This is a genomic window from Roseibium sp., assembly GCF_965216085.1.
Taxonomy (GTDB): Bacteria; Pseudomonadota; Alphaproteobacteria; order Rhizobiales; family Stappiaceae; genus Roseibium.
On the sequence record NZ_OZ244138.1, the window covers coordinates 959,269 to 979,132 of the forward strand.

General features: G+C 56.3%; 18 protein-coding genes. 16 read left to right on the plus strand and 2 right to left on the minus strand.

The window, feature by feature from the left end; genetic code table 11:
- From ACOOFE_RS04475 to ACOOFE_RS04485, 3 genes are read left to right on the plus strand one after another with little or no spacing between them, the layout of a single operon-like run.
- Positions 1–1,098, plus strand: a complete 1,098-nt coding sequence (locus ACOOFE_RS04475) for an ABC transporter ATP-binding protein (RefSeq protein ID WP_420413841.1) — start codon at positions 1–3, stop codon at positions 1,096–1,098.
- Positions 1,091–2,086 (plus strand): ABC transporter ATP-binding protein, encoded by a 996-nt coding sequence (locus ACOOFE_RS04480; RefSeq protein ID WP_420413842.1) that lies wholly within the window; start codon positions 1,091–1,093, stop codon positions 2,084–2,086. Before ACOOFE_RS04475 ends, ACOOFE_RS04480 begins: the two co-directional genes overlap by 8 nt.
- Before the next feature lie 11 nt (positions 2,087–2,097).
- Positions 2,098–3,735, plus strand: a complete 1,638-nt coding sequence (locus tag ACOOFE_RS04485) for a dihydroxyacetone kinase subunit DhaK (RefSeq protein ID WP_420413843.1) — start codon at positions 2,098–2,100, stop codon at positions 3,733–3,735.
- A gap of 74 nt (positions 3,736–3,809) precedes the next feature.
- On the opposite strand, the gene ACOOFE_RS04490 is transcribed toward ACOOFE_RS04485, so the two are convergent.
- Positions 3,810–4,604, minus strand: coding sequence for a GntR family transcriptional regulator (locus ACOOFE_RS04490; protein WP_420413844.1), 795 nt, complete (start codon positions 4,602–4,604; stop codon positions 3,810–3,812).
- Positions 4,605–4,822: 218 nt separating this feature from the next.
- Here ACOOFE_RS04490 and ACOOFE_RS04495 point away from each other — a divergent pair, with 218 nt between their 5' ends.
- The 8 genes from ACOOFE_RS04495 to ACOOFE_RS04530 are packed head-to-tail and all read left to right on the plus strand — an operon-like array spanning position 4,823 to position 13,183.
- Positions 4,823–5,836 (plus strand): ABC transporter permease, encoded by a 1,014-nt coding sequence (locus ACOOFE_RS04495; protein ID WP_420413845.1) that lies wholly within the window; start codon positions 4,823–4,825, stop codon positions 5,834–5,836.
- On the plus strand, positions 5,836–7,317 hold the full coding sequence (locus ACOOFE_RS04500) for a sugar ABC transporter ATP-binding protein (protein WP_420413846.1): 1,482 nt from the start codon (positions 5,836–5,838) through the stop codon (positions 7,315–7,317). The genes ACOOFE_RS04495 and ACOOFE_RS04500 overlap by 1 nt, the downstream gene beginning before the upstream one ends.
- Before the next feature lie 11 nt (positions 7,318–7,328).
- Entirely contained in the window at positions 7,329–8,354 is a 1,026-nt protein-coding gene (locus tag ACOOFE_RS04505; protein WP_420413847.1) for an ABC transporter permease, read from the plus strand.
- Between the two features lie 2 nt (positions 8,355–8,356).
- Positions 8,357–9,343: a substrate-binding domain-containing protein gene (locus ACOOFE_RS04510; RefSeq protein ID WP_141185330.1), complete on the plus strand. Its 987-nt coding sequence runs from the start codon at positions 8,357–8,359 to the stop codon at positions 9,341–9,343.
- A 51-nt stretch (positions 9,344–9,394) separates the two neighbouring features.
- Entirely contained in the window at positions 9,395–10,117 is a 723-nt protein-coding gene (locus ACOOFE_RS04515; RefSeq protein ID WP_420413848.1) for an SDR family NAD(P)-dependent oxidoreductase, read from the plus strand.
- Positions 10,118–10,146: 29 nt separating this feature from the next.
- On the plus strand, positions 10,147–10,992 hold the full coding sequence (locus ACOOFE_RS04520; protein ID WP_420413849.1) for an amidohydrolase family protein: 846 nt from the start codon (positions 10,147–10,149) through the stop codon (positions 10,990–10,992).
- Positions 10,993–11,039: 47 nt separating this feature from the next.
- On the plus strand, positions 11,040–12,203 hold the full coding sequence (uxuA, locus tag ACOOFE_RS04525; RefSeq protein WP_420413850.1) for a mannonate dehydratase: 1,164 nt from the start codon (positions 11,040–11,042) through the stop codon (positions 12,201–12,203).
- Positions 12,203–13,183, plus strand: a complete 981-nt coding sequence (locus ACOOFE_RS04530; protein ID WP_420415544.1) for an aldo/keto reductase — start codon at positions 12,203–12,205, stop codon at positions 13,181–13,183. The genes uxuA and ACOOFE_RS04530 overlap by 1 nt, the downstream gene beginning before the upstream one ends.
- 54 nt (positions 13,184–13,237) lie before the next feature.
- Here the strand turns inward: ACOOFE_RS04530 and ACOOFE_RS04535 are convergent, their stop codons facing one another.
- Positions 13,238–13,699, minus strand: a complete 462-nt coding sequence (locus ACOOFE_RS04535) for an Lrp/AsnC family transcriptional regulator (protein ID WP_420413851.1) — start codon at positions 13,697–13,699, stop codon at positions 13,238–13,240.
- 129 nt (positions 13,700–13,828) lie between these two features.
- Between ACOOFE_RS04535 and ACOOFE_RS04540 the strand changes: the two genes are divergently transcribed.
- The 5 genes from ACOOFE_RS04540 to lpdA are packed head-to-tail and all read left to right on the plus strand — an operon-like array spanning position 13,829 to position 19,812.
- Positions 13,829–14,899 carry a Leu/Phe/Val dehydrogenase gene (locus ACOOFE_RS04540; protein WP_420413852.1) on the plus strand — a complete coding sequence of 357 codons (1,071 nt, stop codon included), beginning with the start codon at positions 13,829–13,831 and terminating at the stop codon, positions 14,897–14,899.
- Complete coding sequence (locus ACOOFE_RS04545; protein WP_420413853.1) at positions 14,896–16,131, plus strand: 3-methyl-2-oxobutanoate dehydrogenase (2-methylpropanoyl-transferring) subunit alpha; 1,236 nt, start codon at positions 14,896–14,898, stop codon at positions 16,129–16,131. Before ACOOFE_RS04540 ends, ACOOFE_RS04545 begins: the two co-directional genes overlap by 4 nt.
- A gap of 2 nt (positions 16,132–16,133) precedes the next feature.
- Positions 16,134–17,147: an alpha-ketoacid dehydrogenase subunit beta gene (locus ACOOFE_RS04550; protein WP_420413854.1), complete on the plus strand. Its 1,014-nt coding sequence runs from the start codon at positions 16,134–16,136 to the stop codon at positions 17,145–17,147.
- Positions 17,148–17,151: 4 nt separating this feature from the next.
- A complete protein-coding gene (locus ACOOFE_RS04555) occupies positions 17,152–18,453 on the plus strand; it encodes a dihydrolipoamide acetyltransferase family protein (protein WP_420413855.1) in 1,302 nt (433 codons plus the stop codon).
- The gene (gene lpdA / locus ACOOFE_RS04560; protein WP_420413856.1) at positions 18,454–19,812 is read left to right on the plus strand and encodes a dihydrolipoyl dehydrogenase; all 1,359 of its coding nucleotides are present in this window, start codon (positions 18,454–18,456) and stop codon (positions 19,810–19,812) included.
- The last annotated feature ends 52 nt before the right edge of the window (positions 19,813–19,864 follow it).

Below are 19,864 nucleotides of genomic sequence, written 5' to 3' on the forward strand. Positions count from 1 at the left end.
ATGGCAGAAATCGTAATTCAAAATCTGCGCAAAGAGTTCGGATCGTTTACAGCCGTGCAGTCCTCGTCCTTCAAGATTGAAGATGGTGAATTCTTCATGCTGCTGGGGCCGTCTGGCTGCGGCAAGACGACAACCCTTCGGATGATCGCTGGGTTGGAGCTTCCGACATCAGGCGAGATCTACATCGGCGGCGAAGAGGTGGGGCAAAAACCTGCTAGCCAGCGTGACATTGCTTTTGTGTTTCAGATGTTTGCGCTCTATCCGCACCTGAATGTGCGCAAGAACATCAGCTACCCATTAGTCAGCCAGGGTATGCCGCGGGCGCAGGTGAACGAGAAAGTCGCGGAAGTCGCCAAGACATTGGGGATCGAAAACATCCTCAACCGGCCTGTCGGCGGGTTGTCTGGCGGCGATCGCCAGAGGGTCGCGCTCGGGCGTGCGATCGTGCGAAATCCGAAGTGTTTCCTCATGGATGAGCCGCTTGGGGCGCTCGATGCCGAATTCCGCGAATATATGTCGGAGGAGCTGCGTGCGCTTCACGACCGGATGGGCGCGACAACCGTCTATGTGACGCATGATCAACTGGAAGCGATGCAGATGGGCGACAAAATCGTCGTGATGAATCATGGCGTTGTTGAGCAGTTCGGTACGCCGCAGGACATCTACGACAAGCCGGCCACCATGTTTGTCGCAGAGTTCATTGGGTCTCCGTCGATGACTTTCCTGAAGTTCCACGGCAGTCTTGATTTCGGCGCAACCGAAGTTGAGATGCACCACGAGAAACTCAGTATCCCGGCGCTGCGCGAACCCTTTGACGGTGACATTGTCTATGGCGTGCGGCCCGAGCACATTTCCTTCTCAGATACAGGCGGATACCGGGGCGAGGTCACTGCAACTGAGTATCTCGGAACGACCCAGATTGTCACTCTGAACACCCACAATGGTGAGGTCAAAGCCCGCATCGCGTCCAGTCAACCGGCCCGAGCCGGTGACAGGGTAGGCCTCGAGTTTAACGGCGCCACTGTGACGCTGTTCGACAATCAATCCGGACGGGCAATCCGCTCCGACTTAAACGAAGGAGTGCTGTCCCATGGCTGATGTCTCTCTTCGCAATATCTCAAAGACCTTCGGCTCCACTTCCGCGGTCGATGATGTGAGTTTGACGGTTCCAGACGGTGCTTTTGTGGTTCTTCTGGGACCAACGGGCGCTGGAAAGACGACGACCTTGCGGCTGATCGCTGGGCTGGAAAAGCCTGACAACGGCGACATTCTTATCGGCGGGCGTTCTGTCATTGGGGATACGCCGGCTCAGCGCAACGTCGCGATGGTGTTTCAGCAGTACTCTTTGTACCCGCACATGAGTGTTCGGGATAACCTAGCGTTCCCGCTGCGGTCTCCAATGCTCAAGACCCCTGAGGACGAGGTTGCCCGCAAAGTGTCTGAAGTCGCGGAAGTTCTGCGGATTGCTCATAAACTTGACAACAAGGCTACCGCGCTTTCGGGCGGGGAAATGCAACGGGTCTCCATTGGGCGCGCGCTTGTGCGGGATCCATCGATCTATTTGATGGACGAACCGCTCAGTTCCCTTGATGCCAAACTTCGGGCGGACTTGCGCATTGAACTAAAACGCGTTCATGCAAGCCTTGGGGCCACGTTTCTTTATGTGACACACGACCAGATTGAAGCGATGACGATGGCGACACATGTCGGCGTTCTGGATGAAGGGCGTTTGGTGCAAGTCGGCAGCCCACGCGAAATTTACGATAATCCGGTGAACTTATACGTTGCCGGACGGCTTGGATTGCCGCGCATCAATGCGCTGCCTGCAGACATCTTTTCTGGTGCTCCACTTGGTGCCAAGACCATTGCACTTCGGCCAGAACATATCCGTCAAGGAGAGGGCAAGCAGTCACAGGTCACACGCATTGAGCGCCTTGGTGACCAAACCCGATTACACCTATCTCTGGAGGGCCACGAAATCGTGACACTGACAGATGTCCATACCGGCCTGGAACCCGGCGATACCCTTGCTATTCAACCCAACAATGCTCTGTATTTTGACGCAGCGGGCGCGCGAGTCGCCTGAGGAGACCAGTCATGAAACAATTTATCAATACAAAAGAAACGCTGGTCACCGAAGCCATCGATGGCTCGCTTCGGACAGGTGGCGGGCGGTTGGCCAGGCTCGACGGCTACCCGCATATCAAAGTGGTCGTGCGCACCGACTGGGATAAATCCAAAGTTGCGCTGGTGTCTGGTGGCGGTTCCGGCCACGAGCCGAGCCATGCGGGTTTTGTCGGACAGGGGATGCTGACGGCCGCTGTCTGCGGCGAAGTGTTTGCTTCACCATCGGTCGATGCGGTTCTCGCTGGTATTCTGGCCGTAACTGGTAAAGCCGGCTGCCTGGTTATTGTGAAGAATTATACCGGTGATCGATTGAATTTTGGCCTTGCAGTAGAACGGGCGCGCGCATTCGGCCTCAAGGTCAACATGGTCATCGTCGATGATGACATTGCGTTGCCGGACCTGCCGCAATCCCGCGGTGTTGCAGGGACTCTCTTTGTGCACAAAATCGCTGGAGCCTTGGCCGACCAAGGCGCCAGCTTGCAGGCGGTTACCGACGCTGCTGAACGCGTGATTGATGGTGCTGTGTCAATTGGCATGTCCCTAGATACCTGTACAGTCCCGGGGTCACCGAAGGAAGACCGGATCGAACCCGGCAAGGCAGAGCTGGGGCTTGGCATTCATGGCGAAGCCGGTGTTGAACAAGTTGGATTTTCCAACGCTAAAACCGCTATGGCGATGGTTGTTGACCGGCTAGAGGCTTCGCTTCCCCCTGGCCCTCATGTCGCCCTTTTGAACAATCTGGGTGGTACAACTCCGCTCGAAATGGCTGTCTTGGCTGAAGAGTTGACCCATTCGCGGATCGGACCGCAAATCCGTTGGCTGATTGGTCCGGCGCCATTGATGACGTCCCTGGATATGCATGGCTTTTCGGTTTCTTTGTTGCCGGTGAGCCAGACGGAAGAAGCTCTCTTGCAGGCTCCTGTGGCACCATGGGCTTGGCCCGGGTGTCTGGCCCTCGGCGCGGTTTCGGTTCTCCCGCTTCCAGATGGGCTCTCACCGATCCAGCCGCTGCCATCACAGGACGAAAGGACGCAAGATTTCATTGAACGGTGTTGCAACATCCTGATTGCCGCTGAGACGGATCTTAATGCTCTGGACGCAAAGTCGGGGGATGGAGATACTGGGACAACATTGGCGGCGGCTGCCCGTTCCTTGATCGAAGCACTTCCCAGGCTTCCTTTGGCTGACACTACGCAGCTTTACAGGGCGATCGGCTTGGAATTGAGCCAGGTCATGGGGGGGTCGTCTGGCGTGCTTCTGGCGATCTTTTTCGCTGCTGCCGGAGACGCGTCTTCCAGTGGTCAGAATTCAATCGGGGCTTTGAAAGCGGGGCTTGAAAGGGTCATGCAGGTGGGCGGCGCTGGTCCGGGCGACCGGACAATGATCGATGCGCTCCTGCCGGCCTTGGACGCGCTTGATAATGGCTTGGAGGCGGCGGCTTCGGCCGCACGCCAGGGGGCGGATGCAACCTCCCGGATCACTCGGGCCAGGGCGGGGCGAGCCAGTTATGTCTCGGAGAGCAGTCTGTCCGGCTACAATGATCCCGGAGCTGAAGCCGTTGCGCTGTTGTTTGAGCAAATTCTCACCAGGCACGCGCTTTCTGCTTAAGGGGGGGCATGTCATAGATTGGCCAGCTGCCCGCACCAGTGCTGCTGGCCACAACAGATTTGTTTGATGCGCGCCTAAGGCGACAGCAATTTGGCATGTTCTGCGATCATATCGGCCGCATCTTCTGAAAACAGTTCTGGCCGGCTCTCGCACAGGGTCTGGAGTGTTATGAAAATCCGGGCAAGATGGATCTCCATCGCCGCGACTGCTGCCGCCGGATCGTTGTTTTTCAATCCCTCATAAATCGCCGTGTGTTCGTCCAAGACGACCTTCATATGATCGGGTAGGGGGAACGCTAGTCTGCGCACTCGATCTAGTTGACCCTTGGCGACATGAATGGTTTTCCAGACCCGTTTTGAGGCTGCGATTGAACTGATAATCCGGTGAAACTCCTCATCCGCTTGATAAAAAGCGGCTTCATCCATGTCTGATGCGCAGCGCTTCTGCTGGTACATGTTGACGTCAAGCTCGCGAAGAAATTCGGCGTCCATCTTTAGTGCGGCAACCCGGGTTGTTTCCAATTCCAAGGCCCGCCGGACGAATTGCCCTTCGAAAACTGTTGCTAGATCGATCTTCGATACGAACGTGCCCATGTTGGGCACGATGGTAACAAAGCCTTCGTCGGCAAGCTTTAAAAGTGCCTCGCGCAGAGGAGTGCGTGACACCGACATGGCTTCGCCGATGGCCTTTTCCGAAATTGGGCTGCCGGGGCTGAGTTCCATCTCGATGATCAAGCTGCGGATCAGGCTGTACATTTGCTGCGCGCGTGGCTGGCTGTCGTCAATCCCGGCCAGGATCCGGTCTGGAACTACAAAGGGTTCCTGCAGCAATGCGTTGTTTTCAGTATCTTTTTTTCTGGGCCTCGGCACGCTGTGCTCCTGCGAGTTGTCCAATACCTTCGAATTAACACCACCTTGAATACCGAAATATCGGTTTTTTGTCGAGGTTAAGTCCGTGCCTCAACTGGATCAAAAACAAGCACTTGCAAAAACCAATATATCGGTATATGAATTACGAAGTATTGGAACGAACCGGCCGTCGCGCCTCCCAAAACGGGTGCCACTTCGGTTCTGTGGGAGGACGAAAAATGGCGATAGCCGCCGCGACAAAACCGCGCGAGCGCATGAATTTGGCTTTTGCCGCCAACCGTCAGTTCTGGCTGTTGATGATCAACCTGGTCGTGATTGGCCTAATCGGGTATTTCCGGCCGGAGGCCTTTTTGAGCTGGACCAACTTCAAGGCTATCCTGACCTTGATGTCCTATGATCTCCTGCTCGCTGTAGCGATGACCGTGGTTCTCATCGTGCGCGGGCTGGACCTGTCGGTCGGTTCGGTTCTTGCCTTAACATCTGTTGTCCTGGCCATGTTGCTGAAGGACGGAACCCCGGTCTATCTGGCTCTGATCTTAAGCCTCGGTGTTGCGCTCTTGTGCGGGGCCATCAATAGCGTCCTGATCGTCAAGGTCGGCTTGCTGCCTTTCCTCGTCACCCTCGCGATGATGACAGCAGCGCGCGGGGTCGCAACGGTTCTGACGACCGGGCAATATGTCTCTTTCCCGTATGCTGCCCGCTGGTTTTCCAAGTTTGCCCGCGAAGAAATCCGGATCCCCATTGGGGACATGGTCTATGGCTTCCCGAATATGCTGTTGATCACTCTTGCGGTGACAGGTTTGTTTGGCCTCTTGCTCTGGCGTTGGGCGCCTATGCGAGGCTTTTTTTACCTCGGTGAAAGCCCGGAAGCGGCCAAACTCTCCGGTTTAAAAGTCGACCGGATCGCGATCTCTGCCTATGTGCTCGCAGCCGCTTTTGTCTGGGTTGCCGCAGTACTCATGACTTCGGCAAACAAGATCGGCTACGCAAACTATGGGATCGGCGCTGAATTACGCGCTCTCGCGGCAGCCGTCATCGGCGGCGCCAGCTTATCTGGCGGGGCTGGATCTGTTCTTGGAACCTTTCTTGGCGTTCTACTGCTTGCGCTCATCGGCAACGGATTTGTCTTGCTAAACGGTGACCCCAACTGGCAGCAGGCGACTGTTGGTGCCGTTCTTATCCTGGCTGTTGCGATCGATGCTATCCGTCGGGCCCGCGGAGGAGATGCCTGATGCTCTTCGCGCAAGAAATCACCAAAAGTTTTCACGGCAACACCGTGTTGCACGGTGTCGATTTTGAGCTGGCGCCAGGCGAAATCCACGCCTTGATCGGGGAAAATGGTGCGGGCAAATCCACCCTCGTCAACATAATCTCCGGCAACCTGCGGTATGACACGGGCAAAGTGCTTTTGGATGGAGACGAGCACGCGTTTGGCCATCCGCTGGAAGCCATGCGTGCCGGAATCGCCGTGGTTCACCAGGAGCTCAGCCTGGTGCCGAATGCTACGGTTGCGGAAAACATGTTTCTGCGCCGAGAAATCACCAATCGGTTTGGTCTGAATGACTGGCCTGCAATGACCCGGGCAGCACAAGAAATCTTCGACCGGATGGGTGTCGATATCGACCCGAATGCGCTCGCCGGTTCGCTCTCAACCGGGATGCAGCAGCTGGTCGAGGTCGCCAAGGCCGTCTCCCTGGATGCCAAATACATCTTTATGGACGAGCCGACCTCTTCTTTGTCGGAGAAGGAAATCCAGGAACTTTTCCAAGTGGTCCGGGACCTGCGGGACAAAGGGCTGGGGATTGTGTTTATTTCTCACAAGCTGTCCGAGCTCTTCGAGATTTCGGACCGGATCACCGTTTTGCGTGACGGTCGTTTCATCGGAACGCGTCCAGTCGCGGAAACCGATACCAGTGAAATCATTGCCATGATGGTCGGCCGTCATCTGACCGACCTTTATCCGCCCAAGGCCAGTGCACCAGGTGAAGTGATGTTCCGTTGCAGTGGTCTTTCGGCCTTCGGCACCGTTGCCGACGTCTCCTTTGAAGTGCGGCGCGGTGAAATCCTCGGTGTTGCTGGGCTTGTCGGTTCAGGCCGAACCGAGGCCATGCTGGCGCTTATCAACGCAACACCCAGAACCGCTGGCTCATTTGAATTGGAGGGGGCTGGGGTCGATATCTCAGATCCTGCCGATGCCATGAAAAAGGGAATTGTTTATGTCTCGGAAGATCGCAAAGGTTCTGGGCTCTTCCTAACATATTCGATTGAACAGAACATCGCCGCAGCATCCGTGATGCGAAAGTCCGGGCCGATGGCCATGGTCAACAGCGGCGCCATGGCGGAGGCAGCAAACACCTACATTGGCCGCATGGACATCCGCCCCGCCCGGCCATCAGTGGCGGTGATCGACCTGTCAGGCGGTAACCAGCAAAAAGTTCTGCTGTCCAAAGCTCTGGAAGCGGAACCAAAGTTGCTCATCGTTGACGAGCCGACCCGCGGCGTCGATGTCGGTGCGAAATCCCTTATTCACCAGCGCCTAAGGGATCTCGCTGAGGCCGGGGCCGCCGTGATCATGGTGTCCTCCGAAATGCCTGAGGTCCTTGGCATGTCGGACCGCGTCCTGGTTTTTCGCAGCGGGCGGGTCTCCGCACTCCTTGACAACAGCAAGACTGAGCTTGGCCAGGAAGAGGTCATGGCTGCGGCCATTGAATAGGGCATTCAATAATGAATCAGAAAACCAAAAAGATACGCCCTGAACAGGTCCAGTACATTGGCCTGATCCTGGTGACACTCGCTATTGCCGTTGGCTTCCAGATGGTGTTCGGCAACGTGCTGACTGGCGCAAATTTGCGGGTTCTGGCGATGAATATGGTGTTCGAAGGCATCATGGCTATCGGCATGACCTTTGTGATCATCATGGGCGGCATTGATCTATCTGTTGCATCAGTCTTTGCATTTGCCGAAATCTTGGTAGCAAAGCTGATGGTGGAGGCCGGACTGCCAGTGTTTCTTGCAGTCTCACTGACGGTTCTGGCCTCCATGCTGATTGGCGCGATCAACGGCACGCTGATTGTACTGCTGCGAGTTCATCCGCTTATTATCACATTGGGCATGCTGCTCACGCTGCGCGGTGTTAATCTGGCCATTACCGATGGAAAATCGGTCTCAGGTTTTTCCGACAGTTTCCTCTATCTCGGTCAGGGCCAGATCCTTGGTGTCGATGTTCCGATTTGGTTTTTTGCCATTGCGGCGTTGGTGCTTGGCTTGTTGCTTGCCCACCACCGGTACTTCCGCCAGCTCTATTTCATTGGCGGTTCTGAGCGTTCAGCCCGGTTTTCCGGCGTCAACACAGACCGGGTAAAAATCTCTATCTACGTCCTGTGCTCGACCTTGGCTGGATGTGCCGGGATCATGGCCGCTGCCCGCTATGGTGCGGCGCACTGGGGCCATGGAAACCTCGCCGAATTGAAAGCCATTGCAGCTGTTGCTGTTGGTGGCACTGACATCATGGGCGGATCGGGAACCATGTTCGGCACCGTGCTTGGCGTCATTTTTCTGGCTGTTGTGCACAACGTCTTCGTCACCTCAGCCATCAACCCATTTTGGTATGACGTCGTCAATGGCGCCATGCTTCTGCTGGCGGTCCTCTTGAGCCGCATGATCGCTCTCAAAAACCGGCGGGACTTGCTTGGTGCAAGGCAAATGAAACTGGACCAGACCCCTAAAAAATTGATCGTGGAGGAGAGTTGAGGATGAACCTCATCAAAGGACTGGCTGTTGCCGCTCTAACCTTGAGCGCAACATTTACCACCCCCGCCTTGGCGGAAGACAAAGAACACTACGGCATGGTGGTTTTCTTGAAGGGCTCTGAGTTCTTCAATTGGGCCTATGCCGGCTTCAAGGATGCTGCTGCAACTGTTGGTGCAACAACAGAGTTGCAAGGCCCGGCCGACTGGGATGCATCGGCAGAAGCCCGTGCGGTGGAACAGCTTGTCGCCAAAGGAGTCAAAGGCATTGCAGTGACTGCCGGTGACGCGGACACGCTGACGGGTGCCATCGATGCCGCCATGGAAGCAGGTGTCCCAACACTAACGTTTGACAGTGACAGCCCGGAATCGAACCGCCTCCTGTTCGTCGGCACCAACAACTACAACGCAGGTTACGCTGCCGGCAAAGCAATTGGTGAGATCTATGGCGACAAAGCCCGTGTTGGCGTGTCCTTGATCCCCGGCCTCGATTCCATCAACCACCGCCTGCGCGGCTTTAAAGAGGGCATGGCTTCCGTCGCACCCGGCGCAAAGGTTGTTGCGGAAGTCAATGATGAAGGCGACCTGCAAAAAGCTGAGACCGTGAACACGGCGATGCTGCAGGCCAATCCGGAAATCAATGTCATTTTCTGTGCACATGGCAACCCTGCGACCGGCGCGCAAGCGGCAACCCGCAACGTCGGCCGGGACCGTGGTGAAAATCAGGTTGGCGTATTGGCTTGGTCCATTGATGCGCCGATCCTGATGGGTATCGACGATGGCGAGTACCTCGCGACTGTTGCTCAAAACCCATACATGATGGGTGTGCAATCTTTCTGGCAGCTTTGGTCGGCTGCGCATCCGACACAGTTCGACAGCATGACAAACCCGGGCATGGGGCAGGTTCCCACAGCCGACATCGATACCGGTGTGGCCATCCTTGTTCAGGGCGATATGGCGATCCGTTCGCTCTTGAACCCGCCATCGCTGTAATCTTGCGCACCGGGGCAGTGATGCCCCGGTCCCTCTTGGAAAGCTTTCGAAATGAACCTTGATGGAAAAACGGCGCTGGTAACAGGTGCAGCTGGAGCTCTTGGAGCTGCCATCTGTGAGCGCCTTGCGGCTGACGGTGCAAATATCATCGCGCTCGACATCGACCAAACACACCTAGAAAAGCTCGCAGAGACAACGGGCGCAACACTGATATGTACAGACCTGGGTGATCCGCGTTCGCTCGAAACCGTTATTGGGGAGCTTGCTCCAGTCGATATTCTGGTGAACAACGCTGGCGTCTTGTCCAATGACAAACTTGAAAAACAATCTCTGACAGATTGGCACCGGATTCACCGGATCAATCTGGACGCTGCTTTTCTGTTATCCCAAAACGCTCTGCCAAAAATGGTCAGCCGCGGTTGGGGGCGTGTGATCAACATGTCGTCCTGGGCGTCCAAATGTGGCGGCCTGACTGCTGGAACCGCCTACACCACGTCAAAAGCAGCTTTGACCGGTTTAACTTTTTCTGTTGCCAGGGAGTATGCGGGCAAAGGTGTGACTGCCAATGCAATTGCTCCGGCCTATGTAATGTCTCCAATGGTGTCGGAACAGCTGTGCGAAGACCAGCGCCAGCATCTCTTGTCTGAAATTCCTGTTGGCCGGTTTTGCTCTCCTGAAGAGGTGGCGCATACGGTCGCGTTTCTTGCGTCGCCCATGGCTGGATTTATTACCGGCGAAGTGATCGATATGAATGGCGGCTTGCAGTTCGACTGACCCCCGCATTTTCTAAGAGCCTGAAACCAATGTTTGCGATAGACAGCCACCATCATATCTGGGACCCGTCACGGGGGGATTTTACCTGGATGGGCGCAGAACATGAACCGATCAACAAGGTGTTTTCCGCCGAAGATCTGGCGCCACTTCTTACCAGCGCGCAAGTCTCCCACACCATCCTTGTCCAGACATGGTCCAGCCTTGAAGAAACCGAAATGTTTCTCGATCTTGCCGGCAAAACCGACTTCATTGCCGGTGTCGTTGGCTGGATTGATCTCACCAAGGATGCGGTGGCACAACTTGACCGTCTTAAGCAGCATCCCGCAGCAAAATACCTGAAGGGCATTCGCCATCAGGTGCATGACGAAGCTGATTCGAATTGGCTTCTGAGGACCGATGTCCAGGCATCGTTACTGGAAATTACCAGGCACGGACTTGTTTATGATTTGCTGATCCGTCCGCGTGAACTGGCCGCGTCTGCCGCTTGTGTCGAAAGGCAACCGGACCTGAAGTTTGTCATCGATCACATCGCCAAGCCACGCATTGCCGATGGCTGGGATGCTGATTGGGAAGAGGGTATTGCCCGTCTTGCGGTCTTTAAAGATCGTGTCTGGATCAAACTCTCTGGTCTGGTAACGGAAGCTGACTGGGCCAACTGGTCAGCAGACGACATTGTGCCCTACATCAACCACGTCATAGATCTGTTTGGCGCTGACCGGGTGATGACAGGTTCGGACTGGCCGGTTTGCACATTGGCGGCTGACTATGGCAGCACGCTTGATTTGGTGCGGTCAGCGATTGCTGGTCGCCCGGCTGGTGAGCAGGAGCAGATCCTGCGGACCTCGGCCATAGAAGCCTACAGAATAAAAACCTGACGCCAACACCACTCTGTCTGTCCTACTCACCAATATTGGAAAACCTGATGATTGAAACTTGGCGCTGGTTCGGACCAGAAGATCCGGTTCCCCTGTCCCATATCCGGCAAGCTGGCGTTGAAGGCATCGTCACCGCCCTACACCAATATATTCCGGGACAGGTTTGGACGGTTGAGGATATCCAAAAGCGGAAAGACTTGATTGAGCGCGCAGGATTGGCTTGGTCCGTTTGTGAATCCATTCCCGTACCGGATGCAATCAAACGCGAAGGCATTGCTGCCCGCGCAGAAATCAGCGCCTGGAAGGACACGCTTGCGCGGCTTGGCCGCCAGGGCATTGAAACCGTCTGTTACAATTTCATGCCAGTCGTCGACTGGACCCGGACAGATCTGATGTTCGGACTTCCAGGCGGTGGATATGCGTTGCGTTACGATCACACGGATTTTGCGGCCTATGACATCGGCATACTGAAACGATCCGACGCGGTGAGGGATTACTCTGCCGAAGTGATAGTTGCGGCCCGAGCGCGGCTCGGCCGTATGGGCGAAGATGACAAGATCCGGCTGGAACAGAACATCATTGCTGGTCTTCCAGGTGGTGCAAAAACGCAAACGCGGCAGACGATTGCAAAAGCGATTCAGAGTTTTGCCGGCTTGAGCGAAGACGGCATCCGAGCCAACCTGGCCGCCTTCTTGAAAGAAGTTGTTCCGGTCGCCCAGGACGTTGGTGTAAAACTTGCCATTCACCCCGATGATCCGCCGTTTTCCCTGTTCGGGCTGCCGCGGGTGGTTTCCACACAGGCCGATGCCCGCGCCATTCTGGCTGCTGTCGATGCCCCGGAAAACGGGCTGACCTTCTGCACCGGCTCTTATGGCGCCCGGGCTGATAACACCTTGCCGGAGATGGCGCGGGAGTTCGCGGACCGAATTAACTTTGCCCATTTACGCATGGTGCGCCTTGAAGGTGGACACAGTTTCCATGAAGCGGAGCATTTGCACCGGTTGGACGAATTGCTTGAAGTGATAAAACACATTCGCGCTGGGGAAGAAAAGACTGACCAGGCCATCCCGATGCGTCCGGATCATGGACATTTAATCGGAACTGACATTGGGCGCGCTGCCAACCCTGGTTATTCCTACATTGGCCGGCTGAAAGGCCTCGCCGAGCTGCGCGGCCTGATCGCAGCATCCTCCCAGCAGAAAGTCGCGTGATGAAGAAAAGAGCGCTTGGTGAGACTGGCCTGGAACTAACCGAACTCAGCTTTGGGGCTGGCGCTATCGGAAATCTTTACCGGCCTGTCACTCAGGAAACGGCCATGCTGGCCATGGTGGCGGCCTGGGACGCCGGGGTCCGATATTTCGACACCGCGCCCTTCTATGGGCATGGGCTGTCGGAACGGCGGGTTGGTGATTTTCTGCGAGACAAAGACGGTTGGGTTCTATCCAGCAAAGTGGGGAAGCTGTTGCGTCCGGTTGCCGAGGCCGATGTTCCCGATCATGGTTTTGTTGACCCGCTGCCTTTCACGGTCGACTTCGACTACACCTACGATGGCATCATGAAATCATACGAGATGTCGCTCGCCCGGCTTGGCCTCAACCGGATCGACATTCTCTACGTTCATGATTTGGAGCCGCGCGGCTTTGATGAGGCGACCTATAAAAAACACCTGACAGACTTTTTCGGGGGCGGTCATCTGGCTCTCACCGAATTGAAATCCAGCGGTGCAATCAAAGCCTTTGGCCTTGGGGTCAATGAAGTTCAGGCGTGTCTGAACATACTGGTTCAGGCCGATCTCGACGTTATTCTGTTGGCGGGGCGCTTTTCGCTTTTAGATCGTCGTGGGGCAAAGGTACTCCTGCCGCTATGTGAACAGCGTGGCGTTTCAATTGTCGCCGGCGGGGTGTTTAACTCCGGTATTCTCGCAACGGGGCCAATTGACGGCGCTTACTTTGACTATGCTCCAGCGCCGCGCGACATCTGCGAGAAGGTCGCGCACATCCAAAAATACCTGGAGGCGAAAGGGCATCAGCTGCCTCAGGCCGCATTGCAGTTCCCTTTAACTTCTCCAGTGATCAAATCGGTTCTCATCGGCTCTGCCAAGGCTGGCAGCGTGAAGGCAAATGCTGAGTTGATGAACACATTGATTGATCCGGATGATTTCGAAGCGGTCAATCCTTACACGATCTGGTAGGGTGATTTATCAGGTGGCTGGGTGTCGTAGGTCCAAAGGGCCATTTGCAGGCTTTTAGGGAATACGTGTGCGATCAACGAACTTGCGCAGAGCAAAACGTGACCGGACCACCCGCAGCCCTGGAAGGCGCATGAGCTTGGTTTGGAGAAAACTCTCAAACTCCTCCAGGCTTTCGACCCAGATTTCCAGCAGAAAATCCTGAGCGCCAGTCATAAGTGTGCCGGTTACGACCTCTTCAAAGAGGGCCACCTGGCTCTGAAAATTTAAGACTTCATCGGCATCTTGCCGTTCAAGTTCGACGGAAACGTAGGCTGTAATGCCAAACCCGGCCGCCTTCCGATCGATCCGGGCGCGGTAACCGGAAATCACACCGCTGTCTTCCAAGTGTCTGAGACGGCGCTTACAGGGCGTTGGAGAGAGCCCAACCCGATCGGCTAACTGCACGATCGAAATGCGACCATCGTCACAGACTGCGCGAAGAATCTTCCGATCGATGTCATCGATAGTGACTTCCACTCAATTTCTCCAATTAGTGAGCGATATCAGCTAATAATCATAATTCTGAAGCTAAGAAAACGATTTTTCGTCTAACGAACCTGACTACGCTAAAGCGGGACGTAGTTTTCTACTGTTGGCGAGGAAATCATGCAGCTTAAGATCACCCAAGAAACGCCGCCGGCGGGCTTTGAGCGCCTGCTTTTTGTTGAGGAATCGGACAGCGGGCTGCAGGCGTTTATCTGCGTCCATTCTACCGTACTTGGCCCGGCGGCGGGTGGCTGCCGCATGTGGAAATATGGTTCCTTGGATCAAGCCCGCACCGATGTCTTGCGCCTTGCCTCGGGCATGACCAGCAAGAATGCCATGGCGGGCTTAGGACTTGGGGGCGGCAAGTCGGTGATCGTTGGCGACGCAAAGACGGAGAAGTCTGAAGCTCTGTTCCGAGCGTTTGGCCAGGCTGTAGAATCCCTGAAAGGGACTTACTACACCGCGGAAGATGTCGGGATTTCGCCGGAAGATATGGCGATGGTAGCAGCCGAAACCGACTATGCCGTTGGCCTGGAATGCGGTCAGCATGGCAGTGGTGACCCGTCGCCTTTTACTGCGGAAGGTGTGTTCCAGTGTCTGAAGGTTGGCGCAGAAAGCGTCTTTGGGACGTCTGACCTTACCGGGCGCCGGGTTCTGGTTCAGGGTCTTGGCCATGTCGGTATGTCGCTGGCGGAAAAGCTTCATGAAGCTGGCGCGCAGCTGATCGTCGCTGACATCAACGAAGCTGCGTTGAAGCGTGCGGCAAAAGACCTTGGTGCTGAGGTCTGTGCCGTCGATGCTGTGTTTGACGCGCAAATGGACATTTTTGCGCCTTGCGCTCTTGGCGGTGTGCTGACTGAGGAAAGTGCTGCGCGATTGAAGGCCAAGCTCGTCTGTGGAGCGGCCAACAATCAGCTCGCCACTCCGGGTGTGGCTGAAACACTGCGTGCACGCGACATACGTTATTTGCCGGATTACGTCGTCAATGCTGGTGGTATCATCAGTGTTGCTAGGGAGATCCACAAAACTGGTGAAGACTATCGGGATGACCGTTTGAAATTGCTGGCCGGGCGGATCCGCGAGATTTTGGATCTGAGCGACCAAAGCGGCAAGACTACAACACGTGTTGCCGATGAACTGGTCGCAAAGATTCTAGCCGACGCCCGCAGCCTTCAGAAAGGTGCTGCATGACCCAGGATACTGCTCCTCTATCGTTGAATGTGCCGGAGCCGGGCTGCCGGCCCGGCGACACACCGGATTTTTCCGATTTCGAAATTCCCAGGGCCGGTGCGGTTGGCCGCCCCCCGGTAGACGTCGATCCGGATGAAATCCGGGACATGGCCTTTTCCATCGTTCGGGTCTTGAACAAGGAAGGCAAGGCGGTCGGCGAATGGGCTGGAGCGCTCAGCGTTGAGGAGCTGCGCTTAGGTCTGCGCCACATGTTGTTGCTGCGCACTTTTGATGCGCGCTTGCAGAACGCGCAGCGCCAAGGCAAGACCAGTTTCTATATGCAGCATTTGGGTGAAGAGGCCGTGTCTTGTGCCTTTGCCCGGGCGTTGGAGCCGGGAGATATGAATTTCCCGACCTATCGTCAGGCCGGTCTTTTATTTGCCGTCGATTATCCAATGCTGACGATGATGAACCAGATCTATTCGAATGCAAAAGATCCTCTGGCAGGTCGCCAGCTGCCGATCATGTATTCGTCCAAGGAACATGGGTTCTTCTCGATTTCCGGTAATCTGGGCACCCAATTTGTGCAATCCGTCGGCTGGGCGATGGCTTCAGCGATCTCCGGGGACACAAAGATCGCGACCGGCTGGATCGGCGATGGCTCGACCGCGGAAAGTGATTTTCATGCGGCCATGGTTTTTGCCTCAACCTATAAGGCGCCAGTCGTTCTGAATATCGTCAACAACCAGTGGGCCATCTCAACGTTTCAAGGGATTGCTCGGGGCGGCGTTGGCACGTTCGCCGCTCGTGGCCATGGGTTTGGCATTGCCTCCATCCGGGTTGATGGTAACGATTACCTCGCCGTTCACGCTGTCGCCAAATGGGCGGCAGAACGTGCGCGCAAAGGCTTCGGCCCGACGTTGATCGAACATGTGACCTACCGTGCTGGGGGGCACTCGACCTCTGATGATCCATCTGCCTACCGGGCGAAAAGCGAGGCGGCCGCCTGGCCGCTCGGCGATCCGATCGAACGTTTGAAAAACCACCTGATCACCATCGGTGAATGGAGCGAGGAACGGCACAGCCAGACCGAAGCGGAAATCCTCGACACAGTGATTACCGTGCAGAAAGAAGCTGAATCCGTTGGCACGCTGGCGGGTGGAGAAGCGCCGTCACCACGCGACATGTTTGAAGGAGTTTATGAAACCATGCCGCCGCACTTGGTCCGGCAACGGCAGGAAGCGGGGTTCTGATCATGGCTCAGATGACAATGATCGAGGCGATCCGTGAAGCCCATGATGTGGCGATGGGGGCCGACAAGCGGGTTGTGGTCTACGGCGAGGATGTCGGTTTCTTCGGTGGTGTGTTCCGCTGTACGGCTGGCCTTCAGGAAAAATACGGCAAGTCCCGCTGCTTTGATGCGCCCATCAACGAAAGCGGCATCGTCGGAACGGCCATCGGCATGGCGGCCTATGGCCTGAAGCCGGTGATCGAAATTCAGTTTGCCGATTACGTCTATCCGGCATTTGACCAGATAGCGTCTGAGGCAGCTCGGTTGCGCCACCGCTCAAATGGCGATTTTACTTGCCCGCTCGTGATCCGCATGCCGACCGGTGGTGGCATCTTTGGTGGACAAACCCACAGCCAGAGCCCGGAGGCGCTCTTTACCCATGTTTCGGGTTTGAAGGTGGTGCTCCCATCCAATCCCCGCGATGCGAAGGGCCTGCTGCTGGCCTCCATTGCAGATCCGGACCCGGTGATTTTCCTGGAACCGAAACGGCTCTACAACGGCCCATTTGATGGCCATCATGACAAGCCGATTGTCAGCTGGAAGAACCATGCGCTGGGTGACGTCCCGGATGGCGATGAGATTGTCCCGCTCGGCAAGGCGCATACGTTCCGGGAAGGCTCGGATGTCACCGTTCTGGCCTATGGCACGATGGTCTATGTCGCCGAAGCCGCCGCAGAAGAAACAGGTGTTGACGCGGAAATCATCGATCTGCGCACCTTGTTGCCGCTGGATCTGGAGGCGATCACGGAATCGGTCAAAAAGACCGGCCGCTGTGTGATCGTTCATGAAGCGACCCGCACCTCCGGGTTTGGGGCTGAGCTCATGAGCCTTGTTCAGGAAAGTTGTTTTTATCATCTCGAAGCCCCCATGATCCGTGTCACCGGCTGGGATACGCCTTATCCGCACGCGCAGGAGTGGGAGTACTTCCCAGGCCCAGGCCGCGTGGGTGAGGCCCTTCGCAAAGTCATGGAGGATTAAGCCCATGGGTGTTTTTGCAATTCGGCTGCCGGATGTAGGCGAAGGCATTGCCGAAGCAGAACTGATTGAGTGGCATGTCCAGCCAGGTGATTTGGTTCGCGAAGACGATGTTCTGGCCGAGGTCATGACCGACAAGGCGACCGTCGAAGTGCCGTCATCGGTTGATGGCAAGGTGCTAGAACATGGTGGTGACGTCGGTCAGATGATGGCCATCGGCTCCATTCTGGTTCGCATTGAAGTCCAGGGTGAAGGCAATGAGGCCGAAGGAAGCAACGAAGTTCCTGCAGCTGCCGCTGCTAAAGAGCCAAGCCCGGCTCCTGTTGCCGCACCAAAACCAGATCCAAAACGTGAAGCGTCTGTCTCAGCGGCTCCTGCAGCGGTTTCCAAACCAGCTCAAGCTGTACCCGCTTCCGCGCCGGTTCCGCGGGCAAGCGGAACCAAACCTTTGGCAGCCCCTTCTGTGCGGGCCCGCGCCCGCGAAGAAGGCGTGGACCTGCGTCAGGTTCCGGGCACCGGTCCGGCCGGCCGGATCAGCCATTCGGACCTCGATAACTGGATCGCTTCTGGCGGTATTCAGCAGGGCGGGGTGACCCGCGGCCAGAACACGGGCATTGAGGAAGTGCGTGTCATCGGCATGCGGCGCAAGATCGCCGAAAAGATGGCGCTTTCCAAAAAGCATATTCCGCACATCACCATTGTCGAAGAAGTCGAAATGTCGGCTTTGGAAGACCTGCGGGCGGTGCTCAATACCAAATACAAGGGTGAACGCGCCAAACTGACGCTTCTCCCATTCCTGATGCGGGCGATTGTTGAAGCCGTGCGGGAACAACCGGGACTGAATGCGCGCTACGATGACGAAGCTGGCATCATCTACCGCCATGGCGGTGTGCATGTCGGCATCGCGACCCAGACGCCTCAGGGCTTGAATGTCCCGGTCGTGCATCACGCGGAAGCCGGAAGCCTTTGGGACAACGCGGAGACCGTCTCTCGGCTTGCAGAAGCTGCGCGGGACGGTTCGATCAAACGGGAAGAGCTGAACGGTGGCACGATCACCATCACTTCACTCGGATCGCTGGGTGCTATTGCAACGACGCCGATCATCAATCACCCGGAAGTGGCGATCGTCGGCGTCAACAAGATGCAGATCCGCCCGATCTGGGACGGACAGCAATTCCAGCCGCGCAAGATGATGAACATCTCCTGCAGCTTCGACCACCGGGTCATTGATGGTTGGGATGCAGCTGTCTTTGTCCAGAAACTGAAAACCCTGCTGGAAACCCCGGCCATGCTGTTTGTCGAGGGCTAAATGTCAGATTTGAATTGCAAACTTCTTATCATCGGCGCTGGCCCCGGCGGTTACATTTGTGCGATCCGGGCAGGGCAGCTCGGCATCGACACCATTGTTGTCGATGAAGGCAAACCCGGTGGAACCTGCCTCAATGTTGGCTGTATTCCCTCAAAAGCGATGATCCACGCGGCGGATGAATTCTACAAGATGGCCCATGCCGGTTCCGGGCCTCTTGGGATTTCTACCGGAAGCCCGACCATCGACCTGAAGCAGACGGTCGCCTGGAAAGACGGTATCGTGGAACGCCTGAACACAGGTGTTGCGGGCTTGATGAAAAAGGCCAAGGCGCGGTTCGTTTCCGGCCGGGCCCGTTTCCTTGATGGCAAAACCGTTGAAGTGACCGACAACGACGGCACTAAGACAATCCGCGCCGAATATATCGTCGTTGCGTCCGGTTCTGCTCCGGTCGAGCTGCCGTTCCTGCCGTTTGGCGGTTCAATACTATCGTCGACCGATGCGCTCAACTTGACTGAAGTGCCGGACAGCCTGGCTGTCGTTGGTGGCGGCTATATCGGACTTGAGCTGGGTACTGTCTTTGCCAAACTCGGCGCCAAGGTCACAGTGGTTGAAGCAGAAGATCGTATCCTTCCGCTTTACGACAAGGCATTGACGGCTCCAGTCGCAAAGCGGCTGAAAGATCTCGGCGTCACTGTGATGACCGGGACAAAGGCGCAGGGCTATGCGGATGGAACGCTGAGCACTGACAAGGGTGATATTGCCGCTGAAAAAGTGCTGGTCACGGTCGGCCGGCGTCCGCGCACCGTCGGGATTGGGATTGAAGAGCTGGCTCTCACCCAGGACGGGCCGTTTGTAAAGATCGACAAGTTCTGCCAGACCTCCATGCGTGGTATCTACGCGATTGGCGATGTGACCGGCGAACCGATGCTGGCCCACCGGGCGATGGCTCAGGGTGAAATGGTTGCCGAGCGTATTGCCGGACATTCCGTGGAGTGGGACAAGCGGGCCATTCCGGCTGTTTGTTTCACTGATCCGGAAGTCGTGACCTGTGGCGCGCTGCCAGGCGAGCTTGAAGGCACCAAGTCTGCCGACTTCCCGTTTATGGCCAATGGCCGTGCCATGACAACGGAACGCGAGGACGGATTCATCCGCGTTGTCTGGCGGGAGGCGGATCATGCCGTCGTTGGCATCCAAGCTGTTGGAGCGGGTATCTCGGAAATGTCTGCTGCGTTTTCGCTGGCAATTGAGATGGGCGCCTGCCTGGAAGACATCGCGTCGACCATTCATGCCCACCCGACCCAGTCGGAAGGCCTGCAGGAAGCCTGTTTGCGCGCGCTGGGACACGCTCTTCATATCTAGGCTGTGCCGAAAAGAAGTAACAAGGCCGGAGCGGAAAGAAACCTCGCTCCGG

Coding starts and splice junctions, on each gene's coding strand:
- ACOOFE_RS04475 (WP_420413841.1), top strand. CDS start 1: ATGGCAGAAATCGTAATTCAAAATCTGCGCAAAGAGTTCGGATCGTTT.
- ACOOFE_RS04480 (WP_420413842.1), top strand. CDS start 1,091: ATGGCTGATGTCTCTCTTCGCAATATCTCAAAGACCTTCGGCTCCACT.
- ACOOFE_RS04485 (WP_420413843.1), top strand. CDS start 2,098: ATGAAACAATTTATCAATACAAAAGAAACGCTGGTCACCGAAGCCATC.
- ACOOFE_RS04495 (WP_420413845.1), top strand. CDS start 4,823: ATGGCGATAGCCGCCGCGACAAAACCGCGCGAGCGCATGAATTTGGCT.
- ACOOFE_RS04500 (WP_420413846.1), top strand. CDS start 5,836: ATGCTCTTCGCGCAAGAAATCACCAAAAGTTTTCACGGCAACACCGTG.
- ACOOFE_RS04505 (WP_420413847.1), top strand. CDS start 7,329: ATGAATCAGAAAACCAAAAAGATACGCCCTGAACAGGTCCAGTACATT.
- ACOOFE_RS04510 (WP_141185330.1), top strand. CDS start 8,357: ATGAACCTCATCAAAGGACTGGCTGTTGCCGCTCTAACCTTGAGCGCA.
- ACOOFE_RS04515 (WP_420413848.1), top strand. CDS start 9,395: ATGAACCTTGATGGAAAAACGGCGCTGGTAACAGGTGCAGCTGGAGCT.
- ACOOFE_RS04520 (WP_420413849.1), top strand. CDS start 10,147: ATGTTTGCGATAGACAGCCACCATCATATCTGGGACCCGTCACGGGGG.
- uxuA (WP_420413850.1), top strand. CDS start 11,040: ATGATTGAAACTTGGCGCTGGTTCGGACCAGAAGATCCGGTTCCCCTG.
- ACOOFE_RS04530 (WP_420415544.1), top strand. CDS start 12,203: ATGAAGAAAAGAGCGCTTGGTGAGACTGGCCTGGAACTAACCGAACTC.
- ACOOFE_RS04540 (WP_420413852.1), top strand. CDS start 13,829: ATGCAGCTTAAGATCACCCAAGAAACGCCGCCGGCGGGCTTTGAGCGC.
- ACOOFE_RS04545 (WP_420413853.1), top strand. CDS start 14,896: ATGACCCAGGATACTGCTCCTCTATCGTTGAATGTGCCGGAGCCGGGC.
- ACOOFE_RS04550 (WP_420413854.1), top strand. CDS start 16,134: ATGGCTCAGATGACAATGATCGAGGCGATCCGTGAAGCCCATGATGTG.
- ACOOFE_RS04555 (WP_420413855.1), top strand. CDS start 17,152: ATGGGTGTTTTTGCAATTCGGCTGCCGGATGTAGGCGAAGGCATTGCC.
- lpdA (WP_420413856.1), top strand. CDS start 18,454: ATGTCAGATTTGAATTGCAAACTTCTTATCATCGGCGCTGGCCCCGGC.